This is a genomic window from Actinomadura miaoliensis (assembly GCF_039536785.1).
GTDB classification, from domain to species: Bacteria; Actinomycetota; Actinomycetes; order Streptosporangiales; family Streptosporangiaceae; genus Spirillospora; species Spirillospora miaoliensis.
In genome coordinates, this window is record NZ_BAAAZG010000080.1 from 83,510 (window position 1) to 107,668 (window position 24,159).

Here is a 24,159-nt window from a genome sequence, read left to right on the forward strand (position 1 = left end):
TCCACCCCGCGCGTCCTCTCGCCAAAATCGCTGGATTCCCTGGGACACATTTCATTCGCCTGCGTGGGGAGGGGGCGGTGCGCGCAACGGCGGTGGCCCTCGCGTGGTGACTGATGGGGGACGGCGTCGTGGCGGGTCTTGCTCAGGGGGCGGGGGTGGAGGTGGGGGCGCCTTCCAGGTGGCGGACGAGGAGTTCGGCGGTCTCCTGGAGATCGATGAGGGGACGCCGGACGCAGCGGCCCGGCTCGGGCCGCCAGCAGAAGTGCTGTGGGAGGACCCAGACGTTCAGGCCGGGCAGTTCCACGACGGAGACGCCTTCCTCGTCACTGCTGCGCCTGCCGGTGTAGCCGCGTTTGCCGAGGTTCAGCATGAGCGTTTGCGCGGCCGTGCCGGGGTGGACGCGCAGGTGGCGGCCCGGCCAGCGGAAGGGCAGCGGAAGCGCGAACCAGACGGTCTTGCCGGGCGTGCGTTGCGCGGACAGCCGTGACCGAGACGGGCCGGTTCCCCAGTCGGCGGTGACTGCGGTGACGAGGTCGAGGCCCTTGCCGTGCTCGTCCAGCAGTTCGGTGCCGGTGGGGTGGGGGAGGGCGTGTCTGGCGCAGTCGAAGAGCGAGACGACGAGTTGCGGCGCGGGGACCGTCCGCGCCCATATCCACAGCTCCGGGCCGGTGTCCGCGGTCTCCGCAGTGACCGGTTCGGGGTGCGCGTGCCGCAGCGCGTTGGTGGCCGTCTCGGACACCGCGAGCTTGCCGTCCTCGATGAGGTCGCGCTCCAGACCGAGCCCGGCCATGACCTGGTGCAGCAAGGACCGCGCCGCAGCCGGCCCGCGCTCGTCGGCCGGAAGCAGCCAGGCGCACGCACCACCCGCGGCCAGGTTAGGGGGACGAAACATCACCATCGGGAGCCACCTCCGTCAGCGTGCATGAGCAGACGAGATTTCGATCACTCTTTGTGTCTTCTCAGTCACAGGACGTTCGGAACGGCTTCATGCTGGCCTGGTTCAATCCCAGATGCAATCCCATCTGGGATAGAGGTACGACAGGTTAGGCTTTCCTTCCCTTTTGGTGATCGCGACTCCGCAGCGTGCATGGGAGAGCACAATGACGACCGAGCAACGAGGAGGTGTCGCCATGCCACGCCCCGAGAGTCCGACTGTTCGGCGAATCATGCTCGGCATCCGGCTCCGCGAGCTGCGAACTCGGGCTGGCATCACGGCCGACGACGCTGCTCGTCACATCGCGCGAACCGACTCCACCGTCAGTCGTATGGAGACCGGCCAAAGTTCCGTGTCGGCCCGGGTGCTCGAACGGCTCATCGAGCTTTACGAAGCGACTCCTGAGGAGGCGCGCGAGTTGGCCGAACTCGCCAAGGCCGCGCGACAGCGCGGCTGGTGGCAGCGGTACGGCGAAGTGTTGCACCCTGGCTTCGAGCTCTACCTTGGCCTGGAGGCCGAGGCCACAGAGATCAACGTCTACGCCAGCGAGTGGGTACCCGGTCTCCTCCAGACTCCGGCGTACGCCCGTGCGATCTTGTCAGTTGAGCCCCGGCCGCCCTCAGAGAAGGAAGTTCAGGGACGGGTCGACGCACGGCTCGCTCGCCAAGCGGTCCTCGACACGGACGAGCCAGTCCAGTACTGGGCCGTCCTCAACGAGGCAGTGCTCAGGAGAAACGTCGGCGGCCCCGCGGTCATGGTCGAGCAGCTCCATGTCCTTGCGGCCAAGGCCCGTCAGCGAAACGTGAAGCTGCAGGTCCTGCCGTTCAGCCTCGGTGCTCATCCCGCCGTGAGTGGCGCCTTCACCTTCCTGTCACTTGATCTTGGTGAAGCTGCACTGGCTGAATACGTCTATGTCGAGAACCGTGCCGGCTCGCTGGTGATGGACAAGACAACGGAAATCGAGATACATAGGTTGACATTCGATGCCCTTCGGGCGGATGCCCTGAGTCCGGAGGAGTCGATCGACCTCATCGAGAAGGTTGCTGCAGGGCTGGCATGAAGAGGAGATGACGGCCGTGACCGAACATGAAAACAGCCGTGCTGTGTGGCGCAAGAGTTCTCGCAGTGGCAGCTCAGGTGGCGAGTGCGTTGAGGTTGCACGGCTGGGGAGCGCACGTGGTGTGCGTGATTCCAAGGCCCCTAAGGCTGGGTACCTGGCCATCGACCATGGGCGGTGGGTAGCTCTGCTCTCGGAGATCAAGCAGGGGAACTACGACCTCTGAGCCTGGGCGCCTGCCCCAGGCGGAAGGGCAGGCGGAGTGCTCATGGCGGATCTCACCAAAGTCGTCTTCCCTAAGAGTAACCACAGAGAAGGCGGCTGTGTCGCTGCTGGGCGACCCGCCCGGTCGGCCTGCCCGAACTGGTCCGGGTAGCCGGATCCCGGCGGAGCGACGAAACATCACCATCGGGAGCCACCTCTGGGACCGTAGAGAGCAGGCCGGACAGCTCCCCGCCCGGGGCGCCGGCTTGCGGCCTTCGAAGGTCCGCAACGCACGCGAACGCACCGGCCGCCAGGAAGGATCGAGTCGCTCTCGTGGACTTGAGGATGCTGCGTGATATCGCCACCATCGCTGATCCGATCGAGCGGGCGCGGGCGGTCAGTCGCGCCATGACCGAGCAGCAGGGCCTCACGGAGGAGGCCGCGCGGATTCGCCGCGGCGCGATCGCCGAGGCTCGGGAGGCGGGGCACAGCTTGGAGGAGATCGCCAGAGCGCTCGGTGTCACGCCCGGTCGCGTCTCGCAGATGCGCAAGGGCCCCGCGGCCAAGGCGCCGGCGGCGCCGGTGAGTCAAGGGCCGAAGGTCATCGTGCAGCGCGCCTTGCCGACCGACCCGGCGACGCGCGGGTCGGCGTCGCTCTTCATGACCGAAGCCGAGCGGCAGGGGATCCGGCCCGGGCGCCGCATGCTGTACGTCGGCCTCGAACCCGCGTCCGAGCACGTCGCGGCGTGCCTGCGGGTGAATCCGGGGGACGAGATCATCGCGCGGCGGAAGATGATGACCGCCAACGACGTCCCGGTGCGGATCGCCACGTCGTACTTCCGGGCCGACCTGTTCGGCGGCACGCGCATCGCCGAGCCCGAGTTCGTCAAGCCGTCCCTGCAGGCCGCGATCGAAGCGCTCGGGTACACCTTCGGTCACGCCGAGGAGACGCTGACCGCCCGTCCGGCGACGCGGTTCGAGGCCGACACGCTGGAACTGGACCCGGGCGAGTGGGTGGTGCAGGTCCTGCGGGCGTCCTACTCCACCGAAGGCACACCTGTGCACACGCTGGAGACGATCTGCGCCGCCACGCGGCATATCTTCACTATCGGCCAGGTCGGCGGCCTCGACGAGTTCTGAGTTCATTCCTGTCACACAACCGCCAAGCTGGACCGGTCACCGCCGGGGCCACGCTCCGCGACGCCCTTGTGCAGCCTGCCGACGCAGTCGGACTGTGTTGGGGTTGCACGGGTCGGGACCGTCACGCGGTCCGTGACTCCAAGGACCCCGAGGGCGCGTTCTTGATCGTGACGCGCGGCGCATGGAGCGGTCTGGTGTCGGAGATCAAGCAGGGGAACTACGACCTCTGAGCCTGGCGCCTGCGCCAGGTGGAAGGGCGGGCGGAGTGCTCACGGTGGATCTCACCAGAGTCGTCTTCCGCAAGAGCAGCCGCAGCGAAGGCGCCAATGGCTGTGTGGAAACCTAGCGGGGGCATGCGGCGGTGATGGTGTTGGTCGGGTCGTCCCGCCAGACCTGCTGGCCGGTGGCGGTGATGGTCATCCCGAACCGGTTCCGGCCGGGGCTGCCCCAGCTGACCCACCGAAGGTAGGCGTCGGCCACCTCGTCCCACAGCCGCCGGGGTCCGGCCTGGTGGACGAGGCGTTCGCGGGCGCCGGGCCGGTGCCGGCAGCAGGCCCAGGAGGTCCCGGCGGTGTCGGCCAGGATCAGGCACCAGCGGCCTTCTCCGCCGTCGCTGCCGTCGTCGTGGGGGCGGGTGGAGCGTTCGGCGCCCATCACGTCGGGCAGCATCCCGGCGATCGCCACGTCGGCGCCGTAGGAGTCGCCGACGACGGTGCGCGGGTCCAGCAGCGTCACCGACTCCTCCACTCCGGGCACACCGGCGGGCTCGTCGGGCACCTGCAGTTCGGGGCCGCGCTGGGCGCGCAGCATCATGTACGAGGCCGATCCGTGGAACCGGCCGATGGCGCGGCCGTCGCCGGTCACCGTCAGGCGGGCCTTGTGGCCTCCGGCGAACTCGGGCATCCAGGGGAACACCAGGACCCCGCCGGGCCGGGTCTGCCGCACCCACGCGTACGGCACCGTGGTGACGCCGCAGGTGACGTGAACTCGGTCGTAGGGTGCGCCGTCGGGTGCGCCGTCTTCGCCCTCGCCGGTGAGCAGGGTCGGGGTGAACCCGGCGGCGCGCAGGTTGGCCGCCGCCTGCTCGGCCACGGCGGGATCGACCTCGACCGAGGTGACGCGGTCGTCGCCGAGCCGGGCCGACAGCAGCGCGGCTGTCCATCCGGTGCCGGTGCCGATCTCCAGGACCCGGTCGCCGGGGCGGGGGGCCAGCAGCTCCAGGAACGTCATGACCGCTCCAGGTGCCGACAGTGAGGAGGTCCACGGCCCCTGCCCGGTGGCGGGGTCGGCGTCGCCGTCGGCGATCTGGGTGATGATGGCCGCGTCGGCGTACGCGCCGTCCCACCAGCCGCGAGGGTCGGCGGCCCGGTCGATCGTGTGCGCGACGCCCGGCCCGTCGGGCACGCACCAGGCCCGAGCGGGCGTGAACAGGTGACGCGGAGCGGCGTGCATCGCCTGCCGCCACTCGGGCCGGGTCAGATCCCCGGCCGCGGCGAGCCGGTCGGCCAGCTGGTCGATCAGCCGTCCCGTGGGCGCTGCCGTATGCCCCGGCCCGGTGGTCTGGTCGGTGAGTTGGTCACGGCCGGTGGGGGTGTTCACTTTCCGCGCTTCCCGCCGCCGCCGCTGTTGTCGTCGTCCTTCTTGTCCGGGGGAATGTCTTTGTCGGGACGGTGCCTGTCGCCGGTGTTGTCGTGCTTGCCCATCACAGGGTCCTCTCCGTCACTGCTGATCACGGCCCTAGGCGCTGCGCTGACGGCCGCCGTCGCGGGTCGCGCGGGGCGGTCCCTCGGGGGCTTGCAGGAAGGAAAACACACGAGCACGGAGCGCACCATGAGGGCTACGCAACTGTGACAGCCGCGCGCGGTCCTGGCGGGGGACGGGTTCCGTTCGGCCCGCATCGTGTCGCACACCCCTGCGGCGCCGACCGTGCACGCCCACGCCGTCGCGGCCACCTAGCGGGGTCACGCGGCGGTGGGTTCGTCATGGTGAGCCTGGACACCACCGTGATGCAGGTCGCCGGAGCCGCGATCCCAAGCCGCCACGTCACTACAGACCCGCTGCCCCGGCGGATGATCCGCAGCAGGCGCCGCCCCCGTCGTCGATCTCGCGGACGCGTACTCGCTCAGCCACGAGCACAGCCTCCCTGCCGCGCGTTGCCGGCGAGTGTCATTCCGTCGGCGTACCGATCCGAAGCCGGTTGCCGTCAGGGTCGCGCAGTTCAATCTCGCGTGCCCACGGAGCGTCCTGCGCCTTCACACCGAACTCGGAGGCGATGGCCTCGACGTCACGAACGCGGAGGTAGACCAACGTGTCGGGGCGGGCATCGCCCTTGTGCTCCGACAGGAACAATCGCACCCCGCCCCGGGCGACCTCGACGAACGCGGGAAGTCCCGGTTCGAAGCGGTGTTCCCACTGCTTGGCGAAGCCCAGTCGCTCGTACCAGGCAACCGCCGCCGCAGCATCCGCAACGCGAAGAATGGGAATGACTTCCTCGTCCATGGCGCCATCGTCGCAGACCGCCCAGGGCGGACGTTGCCTGATGCGGCACTGGGACCGCTTACTGCGACTTCGTTCCGGAACTGTCGGCGACGGCCGACGTGGCGAGCATCGAGGTCCGGCGGATGCCGCCGGGCTAAATAATGGGCGTCGGCCAGGCTTTACGGCGGGAGCGGCGGCAGGTGCGGGCCATTCATCTGTCCGGAACCACCCACACCGCGCATGTCCATTATGTGCTCAGTGCTTTCAGGGCTAGGCTGGTTTGGAGAGGTAGTAGTAGAGCGAGATGTCCTCTGGGGCGTGGAGTCTTTCTTCGCCGCCGCCGACCATGAGCACCCAGCCTTTGGGAGTCGATCCGTAAGCTGGGCCGGGTTTCGTTATGGTGAACGGTCCGGTTCCGTTCTGGGCCCAGACTTTTGCCCCGAAGGTGACCTTGTGGCCGTCGCGGGTGCGGTACTTCGCCATGCGCTACTTGATATCAGCCTGACATGCTGCCGCCAAGAGTCCAGGACGGTTCGTTGGCCTGTCCGGGTGGTCGGTGTCTCGGACGCTAATTGGACCACGGGCAGTAATGGCTGCGGCTGTTACGCCCGAAATGGTGGGCGGTGCCCAGTGTCGTGATGATCTGCCGGGCGGTGTCCTGCGAGAACCACCGCCTGCACCGTCGAGGCGCGTGCCCCCATCAGTTGCGTGGTGTGCTCGGCGGCGGAGTGCTTCCGGCTGGTGCACCAGACCAGGTCGAGACCGAGTTCGGTGAAGCCACTGGCCTTACTGGGAGTTCAGCCACGGCGAGATGGTCTGGGGTGGCGGGTTGCAGGTGCAGCGGGTATATCCGGCGGCGTCGGCCTGCGACCCCAGTACGGGGGTTCAAGACACCGGCGACATCCAGCAGCGCCGGTCGCCGGGCGCGGCGGTGAGCCTCGTCCGGGTGAGGGCGGCCTTATCGATGGCGCCGCATTGGTTCGCGGTGCTGGACGTGCACGGAAGCGGAGGCTCAGGCCCGCGTCGGTCAGTGACGTCCCAGGAGATTGTCGGCGACGTTCTCCAGGTGGCGGCGCATGGCGTCCTGGGCGCTTTCGGGGTCGCGGTCGCGCAGGGCCTCGACGATGGCGGTGTGCTCGTCGTGGTAGCAGCGCATGCGCTCGGGCGTGGATGTGCGGCGTTTGAGACTGCCCCAGATCGGCAGGCTGCGCGCGGTGTTCATGACGTCGAACATGCTCATCAGGAGCCCGTTGTGGGCGGCCTGCGCGATGGCGTGGTGGAGCCGGGTGTCCCACGTCTCGAAGTCCTGGTGGTCGTCGCTCTGGCCGCCTCGGTCGAGACAGTGCGCGATGCGGTCCAGGTCGGCCTGGGTGGCGACGCGGGCGGCCAGCGCCGCGACCGGAGGCTCGATCAGCAGCCGGACCTGCATGATCTCGGCGGGGCTGGTGTCGGCCGGGGCGACCTCGTCCGGCGGGATGGCGGCCTCGGTCAGGAAGGTGCCGCGTCCGACCTGGCGGACGACCAGCCCCTCCTGCTCCAGCACGCCCAGGGCGCGGCGGATGGCGCTGCGGGGCGCGGCAAGGCGTTCGACCAGGGCGCGCTCGGTGGGCAGCTTGGCGCCGGGCCCCAGCGCGCCACTACGCAGGCCCTCACGCAGCAGGGTCCGCAGCGACTGCTCCACTGTGATCACCGCGCCATGGTACCCGCCTGAACCAATGTAGACCAATTGTGCCCGGCAAAACTCCACCCGGCAGCCTCTCGACAGCGGGAACGATCGGGTCATACAGTTGCGGTCGTCACATTGGTTCGTTTGGTTCAGATTGGTTCAACCCTGTGAAGCTGGTGACCTTCCGCCCCGCGGACTCCGCCGGGACCGAACGGCGCGTAGGCGTCGTTGACAGCGAGCGCCGGATCGTCCATGACGCGACCGTCCTGCTCCCGCCCGGCACCGGGATGCCGGAGCTGATCGAGGGGTGGGAGGAGCTGGGGCCGGTGCTGCGGGACGCGGCCGGTGACCAGCCCACCCTGTCCCTGGACTCGGTGGAGTTGCTGGCGCCGATCCCCGTTCCCCGTCGCGATCTGTTCTGCGTCGGCAAGAACTACCGCGACCACGCGGTGGAGTTCGGACGCAGCGGCTACGACACCCCCGCCCGTTCCGAGGACCTGCCGGACAAGCCGATCATCTTCAGCAAGGCGACGACGTCGGTCACCGGCCCCGGCGCCGACATCGATCCGCATGCCGGGGTGACCGCGGAGCTCGACTACGAGGGCGAACTCTGTGTGATCATCGGCCGTGGCGGACGGGGCATCTCCCGGGAGCGGGCGTTCGACCACGTGTGGGGCTACACGATCGTCAACGACGTGACGGCTCGCGACCTGCAACGCGACCACAAGCAGTGGCTGCTGGGCAAGTCGCTGGACACCCACTGCCCCATGGGCCCCTACGCGGTCACCGCGGACGAGATCACCGACGTGACCGCCCTGCGGGTCGAGACCACGGTCAACGGAGAGCCGCGGCAGAGCGCTCCGGTCAAGGACCTGATCTTCGACGTCCCGGAGCTGATCGCCACGATCTCGGCCGGCATCACCCTGCTGCCCGGCGACCTGATCGCCACCGGCACCCCGGCCGGAGTGGGCATCGGCTTCGACCCGCCCAGGTTCCTGGCCACCGGCGACGTGGTCGAGGTGACGATCACCGGGCTGGGCACGCTGCGCAACCGCGTCGGCTGAACGATGACGAGCAGAGAGGCGAACGTGAACATCAACGGCAGGACACTGGCGGTCGAGGTCGAGGGGCAGGGCCCGCCGGTCCTCATGGTCCACGGCCTGGGCGGCACCTCGAACTTCTACCAGGTGCAGGCGGACGCCCTGGCCGAGCGTTTCCAGGTCATCCGCGTCGACTCGGCGGGGGCGGGACGCTCGCCCCTCGCCGCGGACATCAGCATCGAAAGCCACGCCGACGACCTGGCCGCGGTCCTCGACGAACTGGACGTGCCCTCGGCCGCCGTCGTCGGGCACTCGATGGGGACTCTGGTGGTCCGCGCGCTGGCCGCCCGCCATCCCGGCAAGGTCTCCGCGTTGGTGCTGCTCGGCGCCGTGAGGGTGCCGAACGAGGCGGCACGGCAGGCCCAGCGCGACCGCGCGGCCGTACTGCGCGAGCGGGGCACGGCCGCGGTGGCGCCCGGTGTCGTCGCCAACGCCCTGTCCGAGCAGACCCGCCGCGACCGTCCCGAGGTCGCCGCCTTCGTCCGCGAGCTCGTCATGCGCCAGGACCCCGAGGGCTACGCGCGCAACTGCGAGGCCCTGGCGGCGGCCACCGACCCGGGCCCGATCGACCCCGCGCTGCCGCTGCTGCTGGTCACCGGCGACCAGGACAAGGTGGGGCCGCCGGAGGCCAGCCGGGAACTCGCCGACGTCCACGGCAAGGCCACGGTGGAGATCCTGCCCGGTGTCGGCCACTGGACGGCCCTGGAGGCCGCCCGCCCCACGACCGACCATCTCCTGAACTTCCTCTAGAACCACCTACGGCACCAGGGCCTGGTGCCGTCACCGTCAGGAGCATTGCCATGCCCATCCCACCCCACAGGACCCTCTTCCGCGACGTCCGGATCCTCGACTCCACCGGTGCGGACCCCTACCCCGGCGACGTGCTCATCGACGGTGACCGCATCGCCGCCGTGGGCGCGGTCGACCCCGCGCATGCCGCGGGCGCCCGGGTGATCGAGGGCCGCGGCCGCACCCTGATGTCCGGGCTGTGCGACGCGCACACCCATTTCAGCTGGAACAACAGCGCGGACCTGGACGGCCTGGGCACCCTGCCGGTCGAGGAGCACCTGCTGTTCTGCCTCGAGTCCGCCCGCACCTACCTCGACTCCGGTTACACGATGTGCGTGGGCGCCGCCTCCGCCAAGGACCGCCTGGACGTGGTGTGCCGCGACGCGATCAACGCCGGCCGCATCCCCGGCCCGAGGTACCTGGCCAACGGCCCGGAGATCGCCGTCACCGGCGGCGCGCTGGTCAAGTCGATCACCAAGTTCGCCGACGGTCCCGAGGGCATGCGCAAGGTCGTCCGCGAGCTGATCGATCTGGGCGTCGACCAGATCAAGCTGTCCATGACCGGTGAGGAGATCACCGGCTCACAGCGCGCCGAGGACACCTACTTCTCCGACGAGGAGGTCGCCGCCGCCGTCGCCGAGGCCCACCGTCGCGGCAGGCGCGTCTGCGCCCACGCGCGCAGCGCCGAGAGCGTCAAGATGTGCGTGCGCCACCACGTCGACATCATCTACCACGCCAGCTTCACCGACGAAGAGGGCATGGACATGCTGGAGGCCAACAAGGACTGGGTGTTCGTCGCCCCCGGCATCAACTGGCTGATCGCCACCCTCTACGAGGCGGAGTCGTTCGGATTCCCGCAGGAGGCCGCCGAGGCCGTCGGCTACAAACGCGAACTGGAGATCGCCACCGAGGGGCTGCGCGAGATGCACCGCCGCGGCATCCGCATCCTGCCCGGCGGTGACTACGGCTTCGCCTGGACACCGCACGGCACCTACGCCCGGGACCTGCAGCACTTCGTCGAACGCCTCGGCTTCACCCCGATGGAGGCGATCCTGTCGGCCACCGCGCTGGGCGGCGAGATCATGATGCGCCCCCACGAGCTGGGCAAGGTCCAGCCCGGCTACCTCGCCGACGTGATCGTGGTGGACGGCGATCCGCTCGCCGACATCACCATCCTGCAGGACCAGGACAGGCTGCACTACATCATGAAGGACGGGCGCTTCCACAAGGAGCGGCAACCGGCCGACGCCTGACAGCCACCGACCGCAGGGCACCGGCGGCTCGCGCCGGTGCCCTGCTCATCCGCCACCTGGAACCCCGATGCCCCTGCTGATCTGCCGAACCTGTCCCCGCTACGACGCCCACGCCACGGGCGACTTCGGCCGCGAGCTCAACGCCGCCATCGCCCGCCACCGGCAAGGCGGCACCCTCCTCGTAAGGAACGTCGCCTGCCTGGGCGGGTGTCCCGATCACGGGGCCGTGGCCGTCGACGGTCCGGGCAAGACCCGCGTCCGCTTCACCGGCCTCGGCGTCCAGCACGCCGAAGCGGTCGTCCAGGCGGCCCTCGCCTACGAGGCCAGCACCAGCGGCACCCCCGCCGACTGGCCGATCCCGGCAGAACTGGCAGAGCACATCAGCTCGGTGACCTTCAAACGCACAGCGGTGCCCACGCGGGACACAGCCTCAAGCGGCATGTCGCCGTAGCGTCCGCTGAGGAGCAGCACCGGGCGGCGCACCCCTCGCTCGGCCGCTCGTCGGGCGAACGGGTCGACAAGGGGAAGCGGGTCGGCCACGGCCACCGGTGCGATCAGGTAGGCGCGGTCCGCGTGGCGCAGCGCGGGTTCGTGGGCGGCCGGATCGGCCCAGTGGGAACGCCGTGGTGACCACGGGCCTCGTCGGGGATGGCCGCGATGTTGTCGTCCTCTGTGCTGTGGTGCGTCAAGGCTTGGGGGCGAGGTGGTTGAGGGTGCGTTCGAGTTCCGTGCGGATGATGCGGGCCGCCTCGGCGGGGGAGCGGTCGCGGATCGCCTCGACGAGGGCGGTGTGGGCGGCGTGGCCGTGGGTGGCGTCGGCCGCGTGGACGTTGACGAGCTCGGCCAGGTCGAGCAGGCCGTCGCGGAGGACGGGGACGAACGTGGTGAACAGGTCCGACAACACCGGGTTGTGCGCGGCGGCGACGATGGCGACGTGCAGGGCGATGTCGGCGTCGATGAACGCGGCGTCGTCGCCGCCCGCCTCGGCCTCGTGGCGGGCGGCCAGGCGGGCGTCCATGACGGCGAGGTCGGTGTCGGTACGGCGTTCGGCGGCGAGCTCGGCCGCTCGGATTTCGACCATCATGCGGATCTCGCAGACGTCCGTGACCGAGGCGCGGCGCAGCCGCGCCGCGAAGTCCTCGGCGGGTTCGGTGGCGACGACGAACACGCCCGCGCCCTGCCGGGTGCGCACCAGGCCGGCGCCGGCCAGGGCGCGGATGGCCTCGCGGACGGTGGAGCGGCCGACACCCAGCTCCCTGGCCAGGGTCGTCTCGCCGGGAAGCCGGGAGCCGACCGGCCAGTCGCCCGCGGCGATCCGCTCGCGCAGGTGCCGGACGGCCTGGTCGACCAAGGGGCTGGGACGCAGCACCGTATACCTCTGCTTGTCTGACAAGCTGACAGATGGCTAGAGTACCCCGCATGCCGATGCGTGGTCTGCTTCTCGTCCGCCGCGGCGGGGCCTGACCGGACCGGCACCCCGCCGCGGGGGTCGACGCTGCCGGTCCGTCGACCGGTTTCGTCAAGGAGAACACGTGGAAGCGTTCCCGACCCTGCGCACCCCCGAAGGCCCGGTGCCCGACGACGCGCCGTGGTGGAATCCGCAGCGCGGCAGTGCGATGCCGTACCACCGCTACCGCCCGGCGCACGAGCGCGTACCCCTGCCCGACATCGACCGCACCTGGCCCGACCGGCGCGTCGAAAGCGCCCCGCTGTGGGTGCCGGTGGACCTGCGCGACGGAAACCAGGCCCTGGCCGAGCCCATGGACCCCGCGCGCAAGCGCAGGATGTTCGACCTGTTCGTGGCCATGGGTTTCAAGGAGATCGAGGTCGGTTACCCGTCGGCCAGCCGGACCGACTTCGATTTCGTCCGGCACCTGGTCGAGACGGACGCGGTGCCCGACGACGTGACACCGGTGGTGTTCACCGCCGCCCGCGCCGACCTGATCGAGCGGACGTTCGCCTCGATCGAGGGTCTGCCGCGCGCGGTCGTCCACCTGTACACCGCCACCGCGCCGACCTGGCGCCAGGTGGTGCTCGGTCGTGACCGGGCCGAAGTGCACGCCCTGATCCTGGAGGCCGCCGCACACGTCGGGCGGCTGGCGTCCCGGTGTCCGGGGGTGCGCATGGAGTTCTCGCCGGAGACGTTCATGCTCACCGAGCCCGACTACGCGCTGGAGATCTGCGACAGCCTGACCCGGCTGTGGGAGGCGTCGCCCGACCGGCCCGTGATCCACAACCTGCCCGTCACCGTCGAGATCGCCACGCCCAACGTGTACGCCGACCAGATCGAGTACATGCACCGCCACCTGGCGTGCCGGGAGGCGGTGATCCTTTCGGTGCATCCGCACAACGACCGGGGCACCGGGGTGGCGTGCGCCGAGCTGGCGCTGCTGGCGGGCGCGCAGCGGGTCGAGGGGTGCCTGTTCGGCAACGGCGAGCGCACCGGCAACGTCGACCTGGTGACGCTGGCGCTGAACCTGCACGCGCAGGGCGTCGACCCTCGGATCGACTTCTCCGACATCGACGAGATCCGCCGTACGGCCGAGCACTGCAACCGGCTGCCCGTGCACGAACGCCACCCGTACGCGGGCGACCTGGTCTACACCGCGTTCTCCGGCACCCACCAGGACGCGATCGCCAAGGGCATGGCGCACCACGCGCGTCGCGCCGCCGACCTCGGCGTGCCGGAGCGGGAGGCGCCGTGGGACGTGCCGTACCTGCCGATCGACCCGGCGGACGTCGGACGCGACTACGCGGCGGTGATCCGCGTCAACAGCCAGTCGGGGAAGGGCGGCATGTCCTACCTGCTGCGCAGCGAGTACGGGCTGGACCTGCCCCGGCGGCTGCAGATCGAGTTCTCGCAGGTCGTGCAGCGTGCCACGGACGACAGCGGCACGGAGGTCACCGCCGCGCAGCTGTGGGACCTCTTCCGCGCCGAGTACCTGGACAAGGCGGACGAGGGGCCGGTCGAGCTGGTGGAGTGGCGCACCGCTCACACCGGGCCCGAGCGGCACGACTTCACCGGTGTGCTACGCGTCGACGGGGTGGAGGGCGAGCACACGGGCACGGGCAACGGCCCCCTGGACGCACTCACCGACGCGTTGGCGAAGGCCGGGATCAAGGTGGACGTGCTGCAGTACGTCGAGCAGGCCACACAGAAGGGGGCGAACGCCCCCGCGGCCGCGTACGTCGAGTGCCGTGTCGACGGGGTGACACGCTGGGGTGCCGGCCTCAGCACCTCCCTGCTGACGGCGTCGGTACAAGCGCTGGTGTCGGCCGTGAACCGCGCACGATGACCCGGCGGCCGCGCCGCAACAGCCCTGGAGCGGCGCGGCCGTGGTCGCGGTGCCCGTACCGGCTCCCCGCCGAGAGTGCGGAACGTCCCCCTGCGCCGGGCGCGTGCGCGGCCTGGGGTCAGAGGGTGATGGCTACTTTGCCTCGGGCGTGGCCGTGCTCGACGTAGCGCAGGGCCTCGGGGAGGTCGGTGAACGGGTAGGTCCGGTCGATGACGGGTGTCAGCTGTTCCTTCTCCATGAGTTCGGCCAGGAACCGGAGGTCGGTGGAGTTGGGCCTCCAGCTGACACTGGTGATGCGCTGGCTGACGAAGGGGGAGGCCAGGGCCCCGCGGAGCATCTGCGCTGCGGGGCCGAGCAAACCGCCGCGGGGCGAGGCGATGCCGCCGACGATCAGGAGCGTCCCACGGGAGGTCAGGGGGCGCCGCAGCTGCGCCAGTGACCGGTCGCCCACGATGTCCATGAGCAGGTCGTAGCGCCCTTTCCGTTCGGTGAAGTCTTCGCGGGTGTAGTCGACGACGTCGTCCGCGCCCAGGGAGCGGACCAGTTCGATGTTGCGGGTGCTGCACACGCCGGTGACCTCGGCTCCGAATGCCTTGGCGAGCTGGACGGCGAACGTGCCGATGCCGCCGGAGGCTCCGTTGACGAGGACCCGCTGCCCGGCGGAGAGCCTCCCCGCGTCCCGCAGCCCTTGCAGCGCGGTGTGCGCGGCCATCGACACCGACGCCGCCTGCTCGAAGGTGAGACGAGCGGGCTTGACGGCCAGCCTGTTGCGCGGGACGGCGACGGTCTCGGCGAACGATCCCAGCCGGACCTCCCCGAAGACCTCGTCGCCGGGACGCAGGCCGGTCACCTCGTTGCCCACCCGCTCGACGACGCCGGCGAGGTCGGCGCCGAGGACCAGGCCCGGTCTCGGCCGCCGCAGGCCGATGCTCAGCCGGACCAGCTTCGGGTGGGCCCGCATGTGGCGCCAGTCGTAGGGGTTGACGGATGCCGCCCGCACCCGCACCAGCACTTCGTCCCGCGCGATGTCGGGTTCGTTGATGTCTCGGAGAGTAAGCACGTCGGGCGGGCCGTAGCGGTCCCAGGTCCAGGCTTTCATGGCGTCTTCCTTTCGGTGGGTGTCCACACCGGGTGAGAGGGGGGTGGGCCGGGATGACCTGAACGCGCTCAGGTGTCCGGCTCTTACGGGCGCTCATCGGCCCCTGTGCCTGGTGTCCGCGTGCCGCTTCCGGGCGGGCCGCTGTCGTACGGTGTAAGGCTGTCGTACGTCGTAAGGTTATCGTGCGGCGTAAGGGAGTCAAGGGGTGTGGCGTGAAGGGGCTCAGTCGGTGACCGAAGGTGATGAGAGTGTGGCGCGCTCGGTCAGGAACCGGCGGCGCGGCGCCGTTCCAGCCCTTCGAGGATCAGGTCGAGCGCGAACTCGAACTCGAACTGGTCGTCGCAGAAGCCCAGGGTGCCGTCCGGATCGTCGTGGACGGCGTCCGCCAGCATCCCGACGATGTTCGGGAACCGGTCGGCCATCTGCTCCATCATCGCGGCGGCCTCGGCGTTCGAGGTCTGGACGCCGCCGGGCTGGAACAACTCCTGAGTGAACCCGAGGGCGCGGCTGCCCAGGACGTGCAGCGCGTGGTGCGCCAGGTCGAACGAGAACCCGCCCGCCCGAAGGATGGCGACGACGTGGTCGTAGTAGGCGATGACGGCCGGGCTGGTTTCGGTGCGGCTTTCCAGTACCTGCGGGGCCCAGCGGTGGCGCAGGAGGACCTCCCGGGCGGCGAGGATCCGCGCGCGCAGCGCCGCCTGCCAGTCCTCCTCCGGGGACGGAGCCTCGACCTCCTCCACCGCCGCCATGATCTCCCCGAGGATCACCTCGACGATGCCGTCGAAGACGGCCTGCTTGTTGGCGACGTGGTGGTACAGCGACATCGCCTCGACCCCGACCTCCTGCGCCAGCCGGCGCATGGTGAGCGAGTCGAGGCCGTCGCGGTCGGCGAGCTCCACGGCGGCGCGCAGCACCCGCCTCCGGCTCAGCGGAATCCGGGGCTGCTCGGTCAGCTCGTCGGCGTCGGTCCGTGGAGTCATGGATCTTCCTCCCGACGCACTCTACCCGTACACGGTAAGTCTCCCCGGCCCACGCCAGGCGTCGGCCGTTCCGTCAGCCCAGGCGGCAGCCCGCCGGTGGGACGGCCCTCAGTGCAGGGCGCTCACTCGGCCGCCATGGGTCAACCGCTCCAGAGGGACGGGAAATTGATGTCGGCTCGCAGCGGCAGGCGTTCCGCGTCCCCGGTAGCTTGTCGGTGACCGTTGCGAGGAGCGATCGGATGATCACATCTGGCGGGTGGCCGCTGACATTGGCCGCCGTCGTACTGCTGTCGGCCGCCTGCTCGTCCAATGACGAGCCGCACACGCTCACCCTCGACATCACCGGCGAGGGAAGTGTCACCGTCACCTACGTCATCAACGGCCATTCCACGACGGAGCCCAAGGTGGCGCTGCCTTGGCGGAAGGACATCAAACTCACCAAGCAGGGCGAGGACACCTGGAGCGTTGCCATACGACGCCAGGACGACGGCCCGGTGAGCGCCGTGGCCTACGTCGACGGCCGGCCCTTCACCCGCGCCGAAGGCTCGGGCAGCGGCACCAGCAACCTCAGCGGCTCCATACGCTGACGAACCGTGCCGACAATTTCCCGCATCCACTGACACAGGAACGGCTCCGCCCCACCTCAGGTCGACGCCCGATCACTTCGGGCGTAGTGCCGTGATGGGGCCTCCGCCGTAGCGTTTGGTGGCGTCGGCCCGGACGACGACGAGGAATTCGCCGACCGTGACGGGTTCAAGGGCGCCGCTGTAGAAGAAGATGTCCTGGTCGTCGTTGGTGAGGTCGCCGCCGATCTTCGCTCCGGTCAGGGAGAAGTTCCGGACGCGCAGATGGCGTCCGGTGCTGCTGGACACCGGTGCTTCGATCCGGTCGCCGGTGAGGCGTATCCACTTGATGGCCAGCCGCTTCTGGGGGCGTGACCATTTGCGTTCTCCCGTGGTCGGCGAGTACGCGACGAGGGCGTCGCTGGTGCGGTGGTCGTCGCCTTCGGCCACCAGCAGCAGCGTGTCGCCGTGGACGGCGAATCGCCGCACCGGGCGGAGCGGGAAATCTCCGGGGTGCTCCTCCAGTTCGATCTTCCCGTCCTGGTCGTCGAAGGGGATGGCGGCGCGTGGCCTGCCCGTCTCGTCGAACGTGTGCAGCACCTCGCGTCCGCGTTCGCCGCTCTCGCCGATCTTGACCAGCAGCGGGTGCGCCGACACCAGTTCGGCCGATCGGACCTGGCCTTCGGGTGCGTCGGTCACCGCCGTGCGACGCAGTGGCCGTCCGGTGCGGGGGTTCAGGACCGAGACCGTGAAGCCCCTGGCGCCGCAGCCGGACAGGACCACCGTTCCGCCGGGCCCGTTTCCCACCGCGCGGGGAGTGCAACCGGGCACCGACCACCGCCAGAGCGGCCTGCCCGTCCGGGGGGCGAACGCCATCACCGTGGCGTCGCCGGCCACGACGGCGGCCCGCGCCGAGATCTCGATGCGGTCGGCCTCCCGGCCCTCGCTCGCGGAGAAGCGCCGGCTGCCCAGGCTCCGTGTCCACAGCGTCCGTCCGGTGCGCAGATCGATCGCGGCGAGCGTGGTGCAGGTGGTCCCGGCCGGGCCGTAGCCGATGAGCCCGACACCGCCGGACGTCGAGCGGCTCATCGCGCACAGTTCCACGCGGGCGGGCAGTTCGTGGACCCAGGTGCTCGCCTGCTGCTCGACGTCGTAGGCGATGAGCCGGTCGAACCGGGCCCGGACGACCCGCGGCCCGTCGGACCAGACCCCGGCGGCGCGCGTCGTGGCGGGGCGTTCGGACGGCGTCGTCCAGGCGACCTGCAGCAGCCGCCCCCGCAAGGCCCCGAACGCCCGATCGGCGGGCCAGTATCCCAGTGCGAAGGCCAGCAGGGCGGCCGAGCCCGCCGCGATCAGCTGCTTGGCCGACCGGCGCAGCCGGGACCGGACCGTCGCGATGACGAAGATGATGCTGATCAGGAGCAGGAGGTTCAGCCCCAGCGTCATCCAGATGATGGGGACGCTTCCCTGGGAGCAGGCAGGTAGTCCGCTACCGCAGTTCCCCCTCGGCAAGCTCCAATATCTGATGTCGAACGCTGCGGCCCAGCCCAGCACCATGGGCGCCACCAGGCACTGCAGGGCGACCAGTGCCGCAGCGGAAACCCGTTTCCCCACCCGCCCCCCAAGAAGATCGATCAGGGATCCTACGGCGTCGGTGGGCTCACCGGAAAACGGGGTCCTGGCCGGGGCGCCTGTCAGTGGTGGTGTTGGCGGAGGCCGGGGGAGGGCGGCGGGGCGGGGGGCTGGCCTCGTTCGAGGACGACGAACTGGCCCATCATCCCCTGGTCCTCGTGGTAGAGCATGTGGCAGTGGAACATGTAGGGCCGGTGCGGGTCGGCGTAGTCGTCGAACCGCATGATGAGCCGCATCCGGGTTCCCGGGGGCAGCAGGACGGTGTCCTTCCAGCCCGCCAGGTGCGGGGGCGGGCGCCGGTCGTCGACCGACAGCACCTGGAACTGCACGTCGTGGACGTGGAAGCTGTGCAGGGTGCCGTCGCCGCTGCGGACGTCCCAGATCTCGGTGGTGTCCCTGAGCACGTGGGCGTCGATCCGGCCGGGATCCATCTTCCTGCCGTTGATCTGGTGTTCGGCGAGTTCGAAGGTGCGGGTCCGGACGGCGGTGCGCGCCGGGATCGCGGGGACGTCGGCCAGGCGGGCGGGCAGGCCGGGGGACGGGGCCAGCCGGGCGGCGGCGCGTAGTTCCAGGACGTCGAACCGGTCGGAGCCGCCGTCCCGCTGGACGAAACCGGCGCCCGTGGCGGGGGCGACGCTGCGCAGGACGGCGCGTTCCCCCGGCGCGACCGTCACCACGATCTCCGCGCGCTCCCCCGGGGCCAGCTGGACCTGGCGGGTGGTGTGCGGCGCCCGCAGCAGCCCGCCGTCGGAGGCGATCTGGGCGAACGCGCGTCCGTCGGCGAAGGTGAAGTTGAAGACGCGCGCGTTGGAACCGTTCAGCAGCCGCAGCCGGACGCGCGTGGTGGTGACCTCCAGGTACGGGCCGAGGACGCCGTTGACGAGCAGTTGGTCGCCGAGGAAGCCGGTGGTGCCGGACATCGGCTCGTCCGGGTCGAGCCTGCCGTCCACGAGCCTGCGGTCCTGCACGATCAGCGGGACGTCGTCGACGCCGTACCGGTGCGGCAGGCCGGGCACCGGGGCGTCGTCCACCAGGAACATGCCCGCCAGCCCCCGGTACAGGTGCCGGGCGGTGCGTCCGTGCGGGTGCGGGTGGTACCACAGCGACGCGGCGGGCTGGTCGATCGTCCAGGTCGGCGACCAGGTGGCGCCCGGCCTGATCGGCTGGTACGGCCCGCCGTCCATCTCCGGCGGCAGGTGCATGCCGTGCCAGTGCAGGGTGGTGGTCTCGCCGACCTGGTTGGTGACGTTGACCAGCACCCGCTCGCCGCGCCGGGCGCGCAGGGTCGGGCCGAGGTAGTCGCCGTCGATGCCCCAGGTCGCCGACGGACGGCCAGGGACGAACTCGCGTCGTCCGGTGCGGACGCGCAGGTCGAACACGCGGCGTCCGGCGGCGTCGATCCGGGACGGGGCGAGCGGCGGCGCCTGCACCCGGTTGGTGAACGCGACCCGGCCGACCGTGTCGACCTTCCCGCGTGTGGCGGACACCAGCAGCCCGGCGGCGGGCACCGCCACGGCCGAGGCGCCGAGCAGGCGCAGCGCGTGCCTTCGGGTGAGGTTCATGACGCGCTCCCGGTGCGGACGGGGGCGGCGGAGCGGGCCGCCGGGCCGGCGGAACGGTCCGGATCGTCCGGGCCGGGCCGTCCCGCGGACCTGACCTGCGTCAGCAGCATGATGCTCGCGCCGAACATCAGGACGCCGACGGGCACGTGCAGCTCCCGAACGTGCGCGTACCCGAGGGCGGTCTGCACCAGCGCGAACACGAGCATGGGCGTGCTCTTGACGATCATTCGCGCCGGGCCGCCGAACGGCCGCCAGGCCAGGACGGCGGCGCCGAGGTTGAGCAGCACGGCGAGGACGACGGCACCGGCCATGACGCCGTGGACCGTCCGGCCCGCCGGAACCGAGGCCAGCAGGAGGCCGGCCGACACCGCCTGCGCGAAGATGACGATCGTCTGGAGGAGGACGGTGACCCGCATCAGCCGCAGCGGGTCACGGTCGCGTCGGTGGGGCATGGAGGTCGCTCCGGAAGTCGACGGGAACGGGCTCAGCGGGACTGCCGGACGCCGCACCGCCACACGTCGCGGATGTCGCGGGTCGCGGTGATGTCGCGGGTGGGGTCGCCCTCCACCAGAACCAGGTCGGCGCGCAGGCCGGGGGCGACGCGCCCCCGGTCGGTCAGGCCGAAGCGGTCGGCGGTGACGCTCGTGCTCGCGGTCAGCGCCTCCAGCGGGGTGAGCCCGGCCCCGGTCAGCAGTTCCAGTTCCCGGTGCAGGCCGTCGCCGTGGCCGGGGGCGAACGGGGTGGCGTCGGTCCCGGCCAGCAACGGCACACCGGCGCGGTGCAGCGCGCCCGCCACCCGCTTGGCGCGCTGGGCGCGTCCGGGGTCGTTCTCGCCGACGACCTCGATGTAGGCGAGCGTGGTGATCACGAAGACGTCCTGTTCGGCGATCCGCTCGATCAGCCGGTCGGCGGCCGGATCGCCCGGCGCGGCGTCGGACCAGACGTGGCCCAGCCCGTCGACGCCCGCGTCCAGGGCGATCGCCGCGTCGGCGGCGGTGGCCACGTGCGCGATGCTGCGGAGCCCGGCGGCGCGGGCCGCCTCGACCAGCGCCGTCGCGGTGTCGCGGCCGAGCGTGGGCACCGGGCTCCAGCCCGTCGAGCCGTCGTCGATCACGATCTTCAGGTAGTCGCTGCCCTCGGCGACGCGCGCCGCGACGAACGCCTCGGCCTCGGCGGCGGAGGAGATCGTGTCGAACGGCCCGACCGCGTCCGGCGCGCCGGGCAGCTGGTCGGCCATCGCCGTCATGACCCCCGTCGGATGGCCGCCGGGCGCGGTGGCCAGCACCCCGGCGCTGCGGAGGTCGGCGACGTCGTCGCGCTCGGCGGCCAGCTTGCGCTGCCGCGCCAGGTTGCCGGGCAGGCAGAACATGTCCAGCTCGGTCGTCACGCCGTACCGCAGGGCCGTGGCCAGGTCGCCGTCGAAGGTGTGGGTGTGGGCGTCGATCAGCCCCGGGAGCAGCGTCCGGCCGATGCCGTCGACCACGACGTCGGCATCGCGGCCGTCCGGCTCGACGATCGTGGCGCCGTCGATGAGGACGTCCGCGCGCTCAAGGACCCGCGTCCCGTCGAACAGGCGCACATCACGGATGAGGGTTCGCATGACGAAACTCCCAATTCGTTACAGAGGTGAATAGATCGATTGCTGAGGGTGAGCAAGGGGGGGTGCCGCGTACCGGAGTGGAATTGGTGACGCGGCGGGCCGGGTCTGTGCGGGGTTTGTCGTCCTCCGGCTAGCGAGGCTCGGGGACGTAGGTGAGCTTGTCGGGATTGCGGACCACGTCGACCGCGACGACGCGTCCGGCGTCCACGGTGAACGACGCCACCGACAGCACGTCGTCGGGAGCCCGCAGGACCAGCCCCGCCGCGCCGTTGACGGTGGCGAACCGCATGTCGATCTCGGCGCCGCGGGTGAAGGACAGCAGCAGGTGCGCGACAGGTTCGGCGCCGCGCACCTCGTGCGGGACGGCTCTGACCTTGCCGCCGCCGTCGCCCCGGCACACCACGTCCGGCGCCAGCAACGCCACCAGCCCGTCCAGGTCGCCGCGCCGGCACGCGGCGGCGAACGCGGAGACCAGCGCCCGCTGCTCGGCGGGGGAGGGCGGGAAACGCGGACGGCCCTCGGCGACGTGCCGGCGGGCGCGCGAGGCCAGCTGCCGGACGGCGACCGGTGACCGGCCGACCACCTCCGCCACCTCGTCGAAGGTCATGCCGAACACGTCGTGCAGCAGGAACGCCGCGCGCTCGGCCGGCGACAGGCTCTCCAGCACCAGCAGCAGGGCCGTGCTGACCGACTCGTCCAGCGTGACCCGGTCGGCCGGGTCCGCCTCGTGCTCCCCGACCAGCGGTTCGGGCAGCCAGGTCCCGACATAGCGTTCCCGCCGGGCGCGGGCGCTGCCGAGCGCGTCGAGCGCCAGCCGTCCGACCGTCCTGACCAGCCAGCCCTGCAGGTCGCGGATCTCCTCCGGGTCGTCCAGGGCGCGCAGCCGCAGCCACGCCTCCTGCACGCAGTCCTCCGCCTCGGCCACCGATCCCAACGTGGCGTAGGCGATGCGCCGCAGCCGCGGACGTTCGGCCTCGAAGGCCCGGACGAGCTCCTCGCGCGTCATGCTCCCGCCCCGCGGACGTTCCCGCAGGGGGCGATGACCCGCCCCTCCGACGACCTGCTTCCGACGATCACAGCCGCTCTCATGCCCGAAGGACGACACAGCCCCTCGAAGTGTGACATCCCCTCGGTCCGGGTGCGGCGAGCAGCCCGCCGATCGCCCGGTCGGTCCGAGCGCGCTAGCGGGTATCACCCCTATATTGACCGTCGTTTGGCGCTGCTCGGAGGGATGCATGGGCGACCGGTTGGAGAGGCGTAGGGAGCGGCGTCGGACCGACCTGCTGGCTCTCGCGCGGGAACGGGGTGAGCCGGACACGCGGGCCATGTGGCTGTTGCCGTATGCGCAGCGCCGGCCGCATCGGGAGCATCCGCTGTTCAAGGGGCACTGGAACAACGACCTGCCGGACCTGGGCTGGCGGCACCTGTCCATGTCACAGGGAATCCAGATCGAAGTGCGGCACCCTTTCGGTGGCTTCACATATCGGCACCAGATGAAGTGGCAGGTCCCGTACACGTTCTTCCGGCGCTGCCGCCCTTCTTCCGAATGGTTCCCCCCGATCTTCCAAGATCGGCTGTCGGCGTTGTGTGATCTGTACGTGGCCTCCTATGAGAAGCCCGATGCGTCATGGGGCGCCGACTTGCGCATGCGTCTGCCCGCGGAGCCCGAGCCCGACGCCCCCGAACCGATGCTGGAGCCTCGCGAGCGTGCGGGCCTCGCAAGCGACGAGCCATGGGCGGCAGAGGTGGTGGAGGCGGTCCACGTCGCGGCGGACGAGGACGATCTCCGGCGGTGGCAGCAGGCCGCGATCGCGTATCTCACCGAGATCGACGAAGTGGTCCGGCAGCTCGGCGACGCCTGGACCGAGTACGGGCACCGCATCGCCCCGTCGCCCCGGCGCACCCCCAGGCGGTTCGCGCGATGGCAGGCGGCGCTGACGGACGGGTACGACCGTCTCCTGCGCGCGTCCGAGCAGTACCGGCCGATCCACGACGAGGTGCGCGCGCAGGCAGAGCAGACCGCGAGAACCTATCCGCGGATCAGCGCGCACTTCGCCGGGCTGTTCACCTGGCAGCAGCGGAAGCTGTGGTACCTGGCGCCCGCCGGAACGGACGAGTTCCGCATCACCCGCTCGGACGTGGCGGCGCCGGCCGAGACCGCCACGTCGGTCAGCCGCCTCAAGGACGTCATCGAGGAGGCGCGGGACAAGCGCCTCGATCTGCACCTGGTGGACTGGGACGAAGATTCGGTCCGTCTCGCCGACCGTGAACTGGCCGACATGGCCGCGCGACTGCCGCCGCCCTCCGGGACCACTCCGGCGGGACGTCCCATGGTCCCTGAGTTCCCGCAGTCGTTCCTGGCCATGGTCGACGACTGGTTCGGTCCCGTGGTGGAGCGCCTGCGCAACCGTGAGGAGCTTGAGCGCGAGCGCGCGCAGCGCGCCCAATGGCGGGCCGAGCGGGCCGCCGACAAGTCCCGCCGAACGTCGGGATACCACGGCGGCAGCTACCCCACCGACCCCGGCGGCGGCGACTACGGGGGCGGCGACTTCGGATCCTTCGGCGGGTTCGGCGTCCACACATGACGCCCCGGCCCGGCGTCAGGCCGTCGCCGGGGCGGCTCGGGGAGAGGTTCGGCGGGCTCGCGAGGTATCCGTCGGCCGACCTTGAAGGCGAGCACGTCGGTGTCGTTGCCGCGTCGACCGCTTGCAGGGGGTCGTCGTCCAGGTAGAGGAACCCTGTGGCGGAGTGTTCGGGTTGGCCCCACCCCGCTTGGGGAGTCTGCTCCCTGGGGCGGCGGGCGGGC

General features: G+C 70.8%; 24 protein-coding genes. 11 read left to right on the forward strand and 13 right to left on the reverse strand.

Annotated features, from left to right (window positions below; translation table 11 throughout):
- Positions 1-142 precede the first annotated feature (142 nt).
- Positions 143-898 carry an ATP-binding protein gene (locus ABD811_RS41465; protein WP_344958843.1) on the reverse strand — a complete coding sequence of 252 codons (756 nt, stop codon included), beginning with the start codon at positions 896-898 and terminating at the stop codon, positions 143-145.
- A 202-nt stretch (positions 899-1,100) separates the two neighbouring features.
- Between ABD811_RS41465 and ABD811_RS41470 the strand changes: the two genes are divergently transcribed.
- From ABD811_RS41470 to ABD811_RS44115, 4 genes are all read left to right on the forward strand, one after another.
- Complete coding sequence (locus tag ABD811_RS41470; protein WP_344958844.1) at positions 1,101-1,994, forward strand: helix-turn-helix domain-containing protein; 894 nt, start codon at positions 1,101-1,103, stop codon at positions 1,992-1,994.
- 7 nt (positions 1,995-2,001) lie between these two features.
- Positions 2,002-2,217, forward strand: coding sequence for a DUF397 domain-containing protein (locus ABD811_RS41475; RefSeq protein WP_344958845.1), 216 nt, complete (start codon positions 2,002-2,004; stop codon positions 2,215-2,217).
- A 323-nt stretch (positions 2,218-2,540) separates the two neighbouring features.
- Positions 2,541-3,335: a UTRA domain-containing protein gene (locus ABD811_RS41480; RefSeq protein ID WP_344958846.1), complete on the forward strand. Its 795-nt coding sequence runs from the start codon at positions 2,541-2,543 to the stop codon at positions 3,333-3,335.
- A gap of 68 nt (positions 3,336-3,403) precedes the next feature.
- Positions 3,404-3,565 (forward strand): DUF397 domain-containing protein, encoded by a 162-nt coding sequence (locus ABD811_RS44115; protein ID WP_425549514.1) that lies wholly within the window; start codon positions 3,404-3,406, stop codon positions 3,563-3,565.
- 112 nt (positions 3,566-3,677) lie between these two features.
- On the opposite strand, the gene ABD811_RS41485 is transcribed toward ABD811_RS44115, so the two are convergent.
- From ABD811_RS41485 to ABD811_RS41500, 4 genes are all read right to left on the reverse strand, one after another.
- Positions 3,678-4,934 (reverse strand): methyltransferase domain-containing protein, encoded by a 1,257-nt coding sequence (locus ABD811_RS41485; RefSeq protein ID WP_344958848.1) that lies wholly within the window; start codon positions 4,932-4,934, stop codon positions 3,678-3,680.
- A 567-nt stretch (positions 4,935-5,501) separates the two neighbouring features.
- The gene (locus tag ABD811_RS41490) at positions 5,502-5,834 is read right to left on the reverse strand and encodes a glyoxalase superfamily protein (protein WP_344958850.1); all 333 of its coding nucleotides are present in this window, start codon (positions 5,832-5,834) and stop codon (positions 5,502-5,504) included.
- 249 nt (positions 5,835-6,083) lie between these two features.
- Entirely contained in the window at positions 6,084-6,296 is a 213-nt protein-coding gene (locus ABD811_RS41495) for a hypothetical protein (RefSeq protein ID WP_344958852.1), read from the reverse strand.
- Between the two features lie 544 nt (positions 6,297-6,840).
- Positions 6,841-7,503: a FadR/GntR family transcriptional regulator gene (locus ABD811_RS41500; protein ID WP_344958853.1), complete on the reverse strand. Its 663-nt coding sequence runs from the start codon at positions 7,501-7,503 to the stop codon at positions 6,841-6,843.
- Positions 7,504-7,646: 143 nt separating this feature from the next.
- Here ABD811_RS41500 and ABD811_RS41505 point away from each other — a divergent pair, with 143 nt between their 5' ends.
- The 4 genes from ABD811_RS41505 to ABD811_RS41520 all read left to right on the forward strand — a co-directional run bounded on the left by ABD811_RS41505 (position 7,647) and on the right by ABD811_RS41520 (position 11,072).
- A complete protein-coding gene (locus ABD811_RS41505; RefSeq protein WP_344958856.1) occupies positions 7,647-8,543 on the forward strand; it encodes a fumarylacetoacetate hydrolase family protein in 897 nt (298 codons plus the stop codon).
- Positions 8,544-8,546: 3 nt separating this feature from the next.
- A complete protein-coding gene (locus tag ABD811_RS41510; RefSeq protein ID WP_344958858.1) occupies positions 8,547-9,329 on the forward strand; it encodes an alpha/beta fold hydrolase in 783 nt (260 codons plus the stop codon).
- Positions 9,330-9,379: 50 nt separating this feature from the next.
- Complete coding sequence (locus tag ABD811_RS41515; protein WP_344958860.1) at positions 9,380-10,621, forward strand: metal-dependent hydrolase family protein; 1,242 nt, start codon at positions 9,380-9,382, stop codon at positions 10,619-10,621.
- Between the two features lie 67 nt (positions 10,622-10,688).
- Positions 10,689-11,072, forward strand: a complete 384-nt coding sequence (locus tag ABD811_RS41520; RefSeq protein WP_344958862.1) for a DUF1636 family protein — start codon at positions 10,689-10,691, stop codon at positions 11,070-11,072.
- Positions 11,073-11,306: 234 nt separating this feature from the next.
- Here the strand turns inward: ABD811_RS41520 and ABD811_RS41525 are convergent, their stop codons facing one another.
- Entirely contained in the window at positions 11,307-11,990 is a 684-nt protein-coding gene (locus ABD811_RS41525) for a FadR/GntR family transcriptional regulator (RefSeq protein ID WP_344958864.1), read from the reverse strand.
- Positions 11,991-12,237: 247 nt separating this feature from the next.
- Here ABD811_RS41525 and leuA point away from each other — a divergent pair, with 247 nt between their 5' ends.
- On the forward strand, positions 12,238-13,917 hold the full coding sequence (gene leuA, locus ABD811_RS41530) for a 2-isopropylmalate synthase (RefSeq protein ID WP_344958895.1): 1,680 nt from the start codon (positions 12,238-12,240) through the stop codon (positions 13,915-13,917).
- A 118-nt stretch (positions 13,918-14,035) separates the two neighbouring features.
- Here the strand turns inward: leuA and ABD811_RS41535 are convergent, their stop codons facing one another.
- Both ABD811_RS41535 and ABD811_RS41540 read right to left on the reverse strand, forming a co-directional pair.
- Positions 14,036-15,016: an NAD(P)-dependent alcohol dehydrogenase gene (locus ABD811_RS41535; RefSeq protein ID WP_344958865.1), complete on the reverse strand. Its 981-nt coding sequence runs from the start codon at positions 15,014-15,016 to the stop codon at positions 14,036-14,038.
- A gap of 263 nt (positions 15,017-15,279) precedes the next feature.
- On the reverse strand, positions 15,280-15,996 hold the full coding sequence (locus ABD811_RS41540) for a TetR/AcrR family transcriptional regulator C-terminal domain-containing protein (protein ID WP_344958867.1): 717 nt from the start codon (positions 15,994-15,996) through the stop codon (positions 15,280-15,282).
- A gap of 239 nt (positions 15,997-16,235) precedes the next feature.
- On the opposite strand from ABD811_RS41540, the gene ABD811_RS41545 reads away from it, so the two are divergent.
- Positions 16,236-16,583, forward strand: coding sequence for a hypothetical protein (locus ABD811_RS41545; protein ID WP_344958868.1), 348 nt, complete (start codon positions 16,236-16,238; stop codon positions 16,581-16,583).
- A gap of 72 nt (positions 16,584-16,655) precedes the next feature.
- Here the strand turns inward: ABD811_RS41545 and ABD811_RS41550 are convergent, their stop codons facing one another.
- The 5 genes from ABD811_RS41550 to sigJ form a co-directional block, all read right to left on the reverse strand.
- Positions 16,656-18,005, reverse strand: a complete 1,350-nt coding sequence (locus tag ABD811_RS41550) for an outer membrane protein assembly factor BamB family protein (protein ID WP_344958870.1) — start codon at positions 18,003-18,005, stop codon at positions 16,656-16,658.
- Positions 18,006-18,253: 248 nt separating this feature from the next.
- On the reverse strand, positions 18,254-19,753 hold the full coding sequence (locus tag ABD811_RS41555; RefSeq protein ID WP_344958872.1) for a multicopper oxidase family protein: 1,500 nt from the start codon (positions 19,751-19,753) through the stop codon (positions 18,254-18,256).
- Positions 19,750-20,205, reverse strand: a complete 456-nt coding sequence (locus ABD811_RS41560) for a hypothetical protein (RefSeq protein WP_344958873.1) — start codon at positions 20,203-20,205, stop codon at positions 19,750-19,752. The genes ABD811_RS41555 and ABD811_RS41560 overlap by 4 nt, the downstream gene beginning before the upstream one ends.
- Before the next feature lie 32 nt (positions 20,206-20,237).
- Positions 20,238-21,353, reverse strand: coding sequence for an amidohydrolase family protein (locus tag ABD811_RS41565; RefSeq protein WP_344958875.1), 1,116 nt, complete (start codon positions 21,351-21,353; stop codon positions 20,238-20,240).
- Between the two features lie 130 nt (positions 21,354-21,483).
- Positions 21,484-22,359 (reverse strand): RNA polymerase sigma factor SigJ, encoded by an 876-nt coding sequence (sigJ, locus tag ABD811_RS41570; protein ID WP_344958877.1) that lies wholly within the window; start codon positions 22,357-22,359, stop codon positions 21,484-21,486.
- 319 nt (positions 22,360-22,678) lie between these two features.
- On the opposite strand from sigJ, the gene ABD811_RS41575 reads away from it, so the two are divergent.
- Entirely contained in the window at positions 22,679-23,938 is a 1,260-nt protein-coding gene (locus tag ABD811_RS41575) for a hypothetical protein (protein WP_344958879.1), read from the forward strand.
- Positions 23,939-24,159 lie beyond the last annotated feature (221 nt).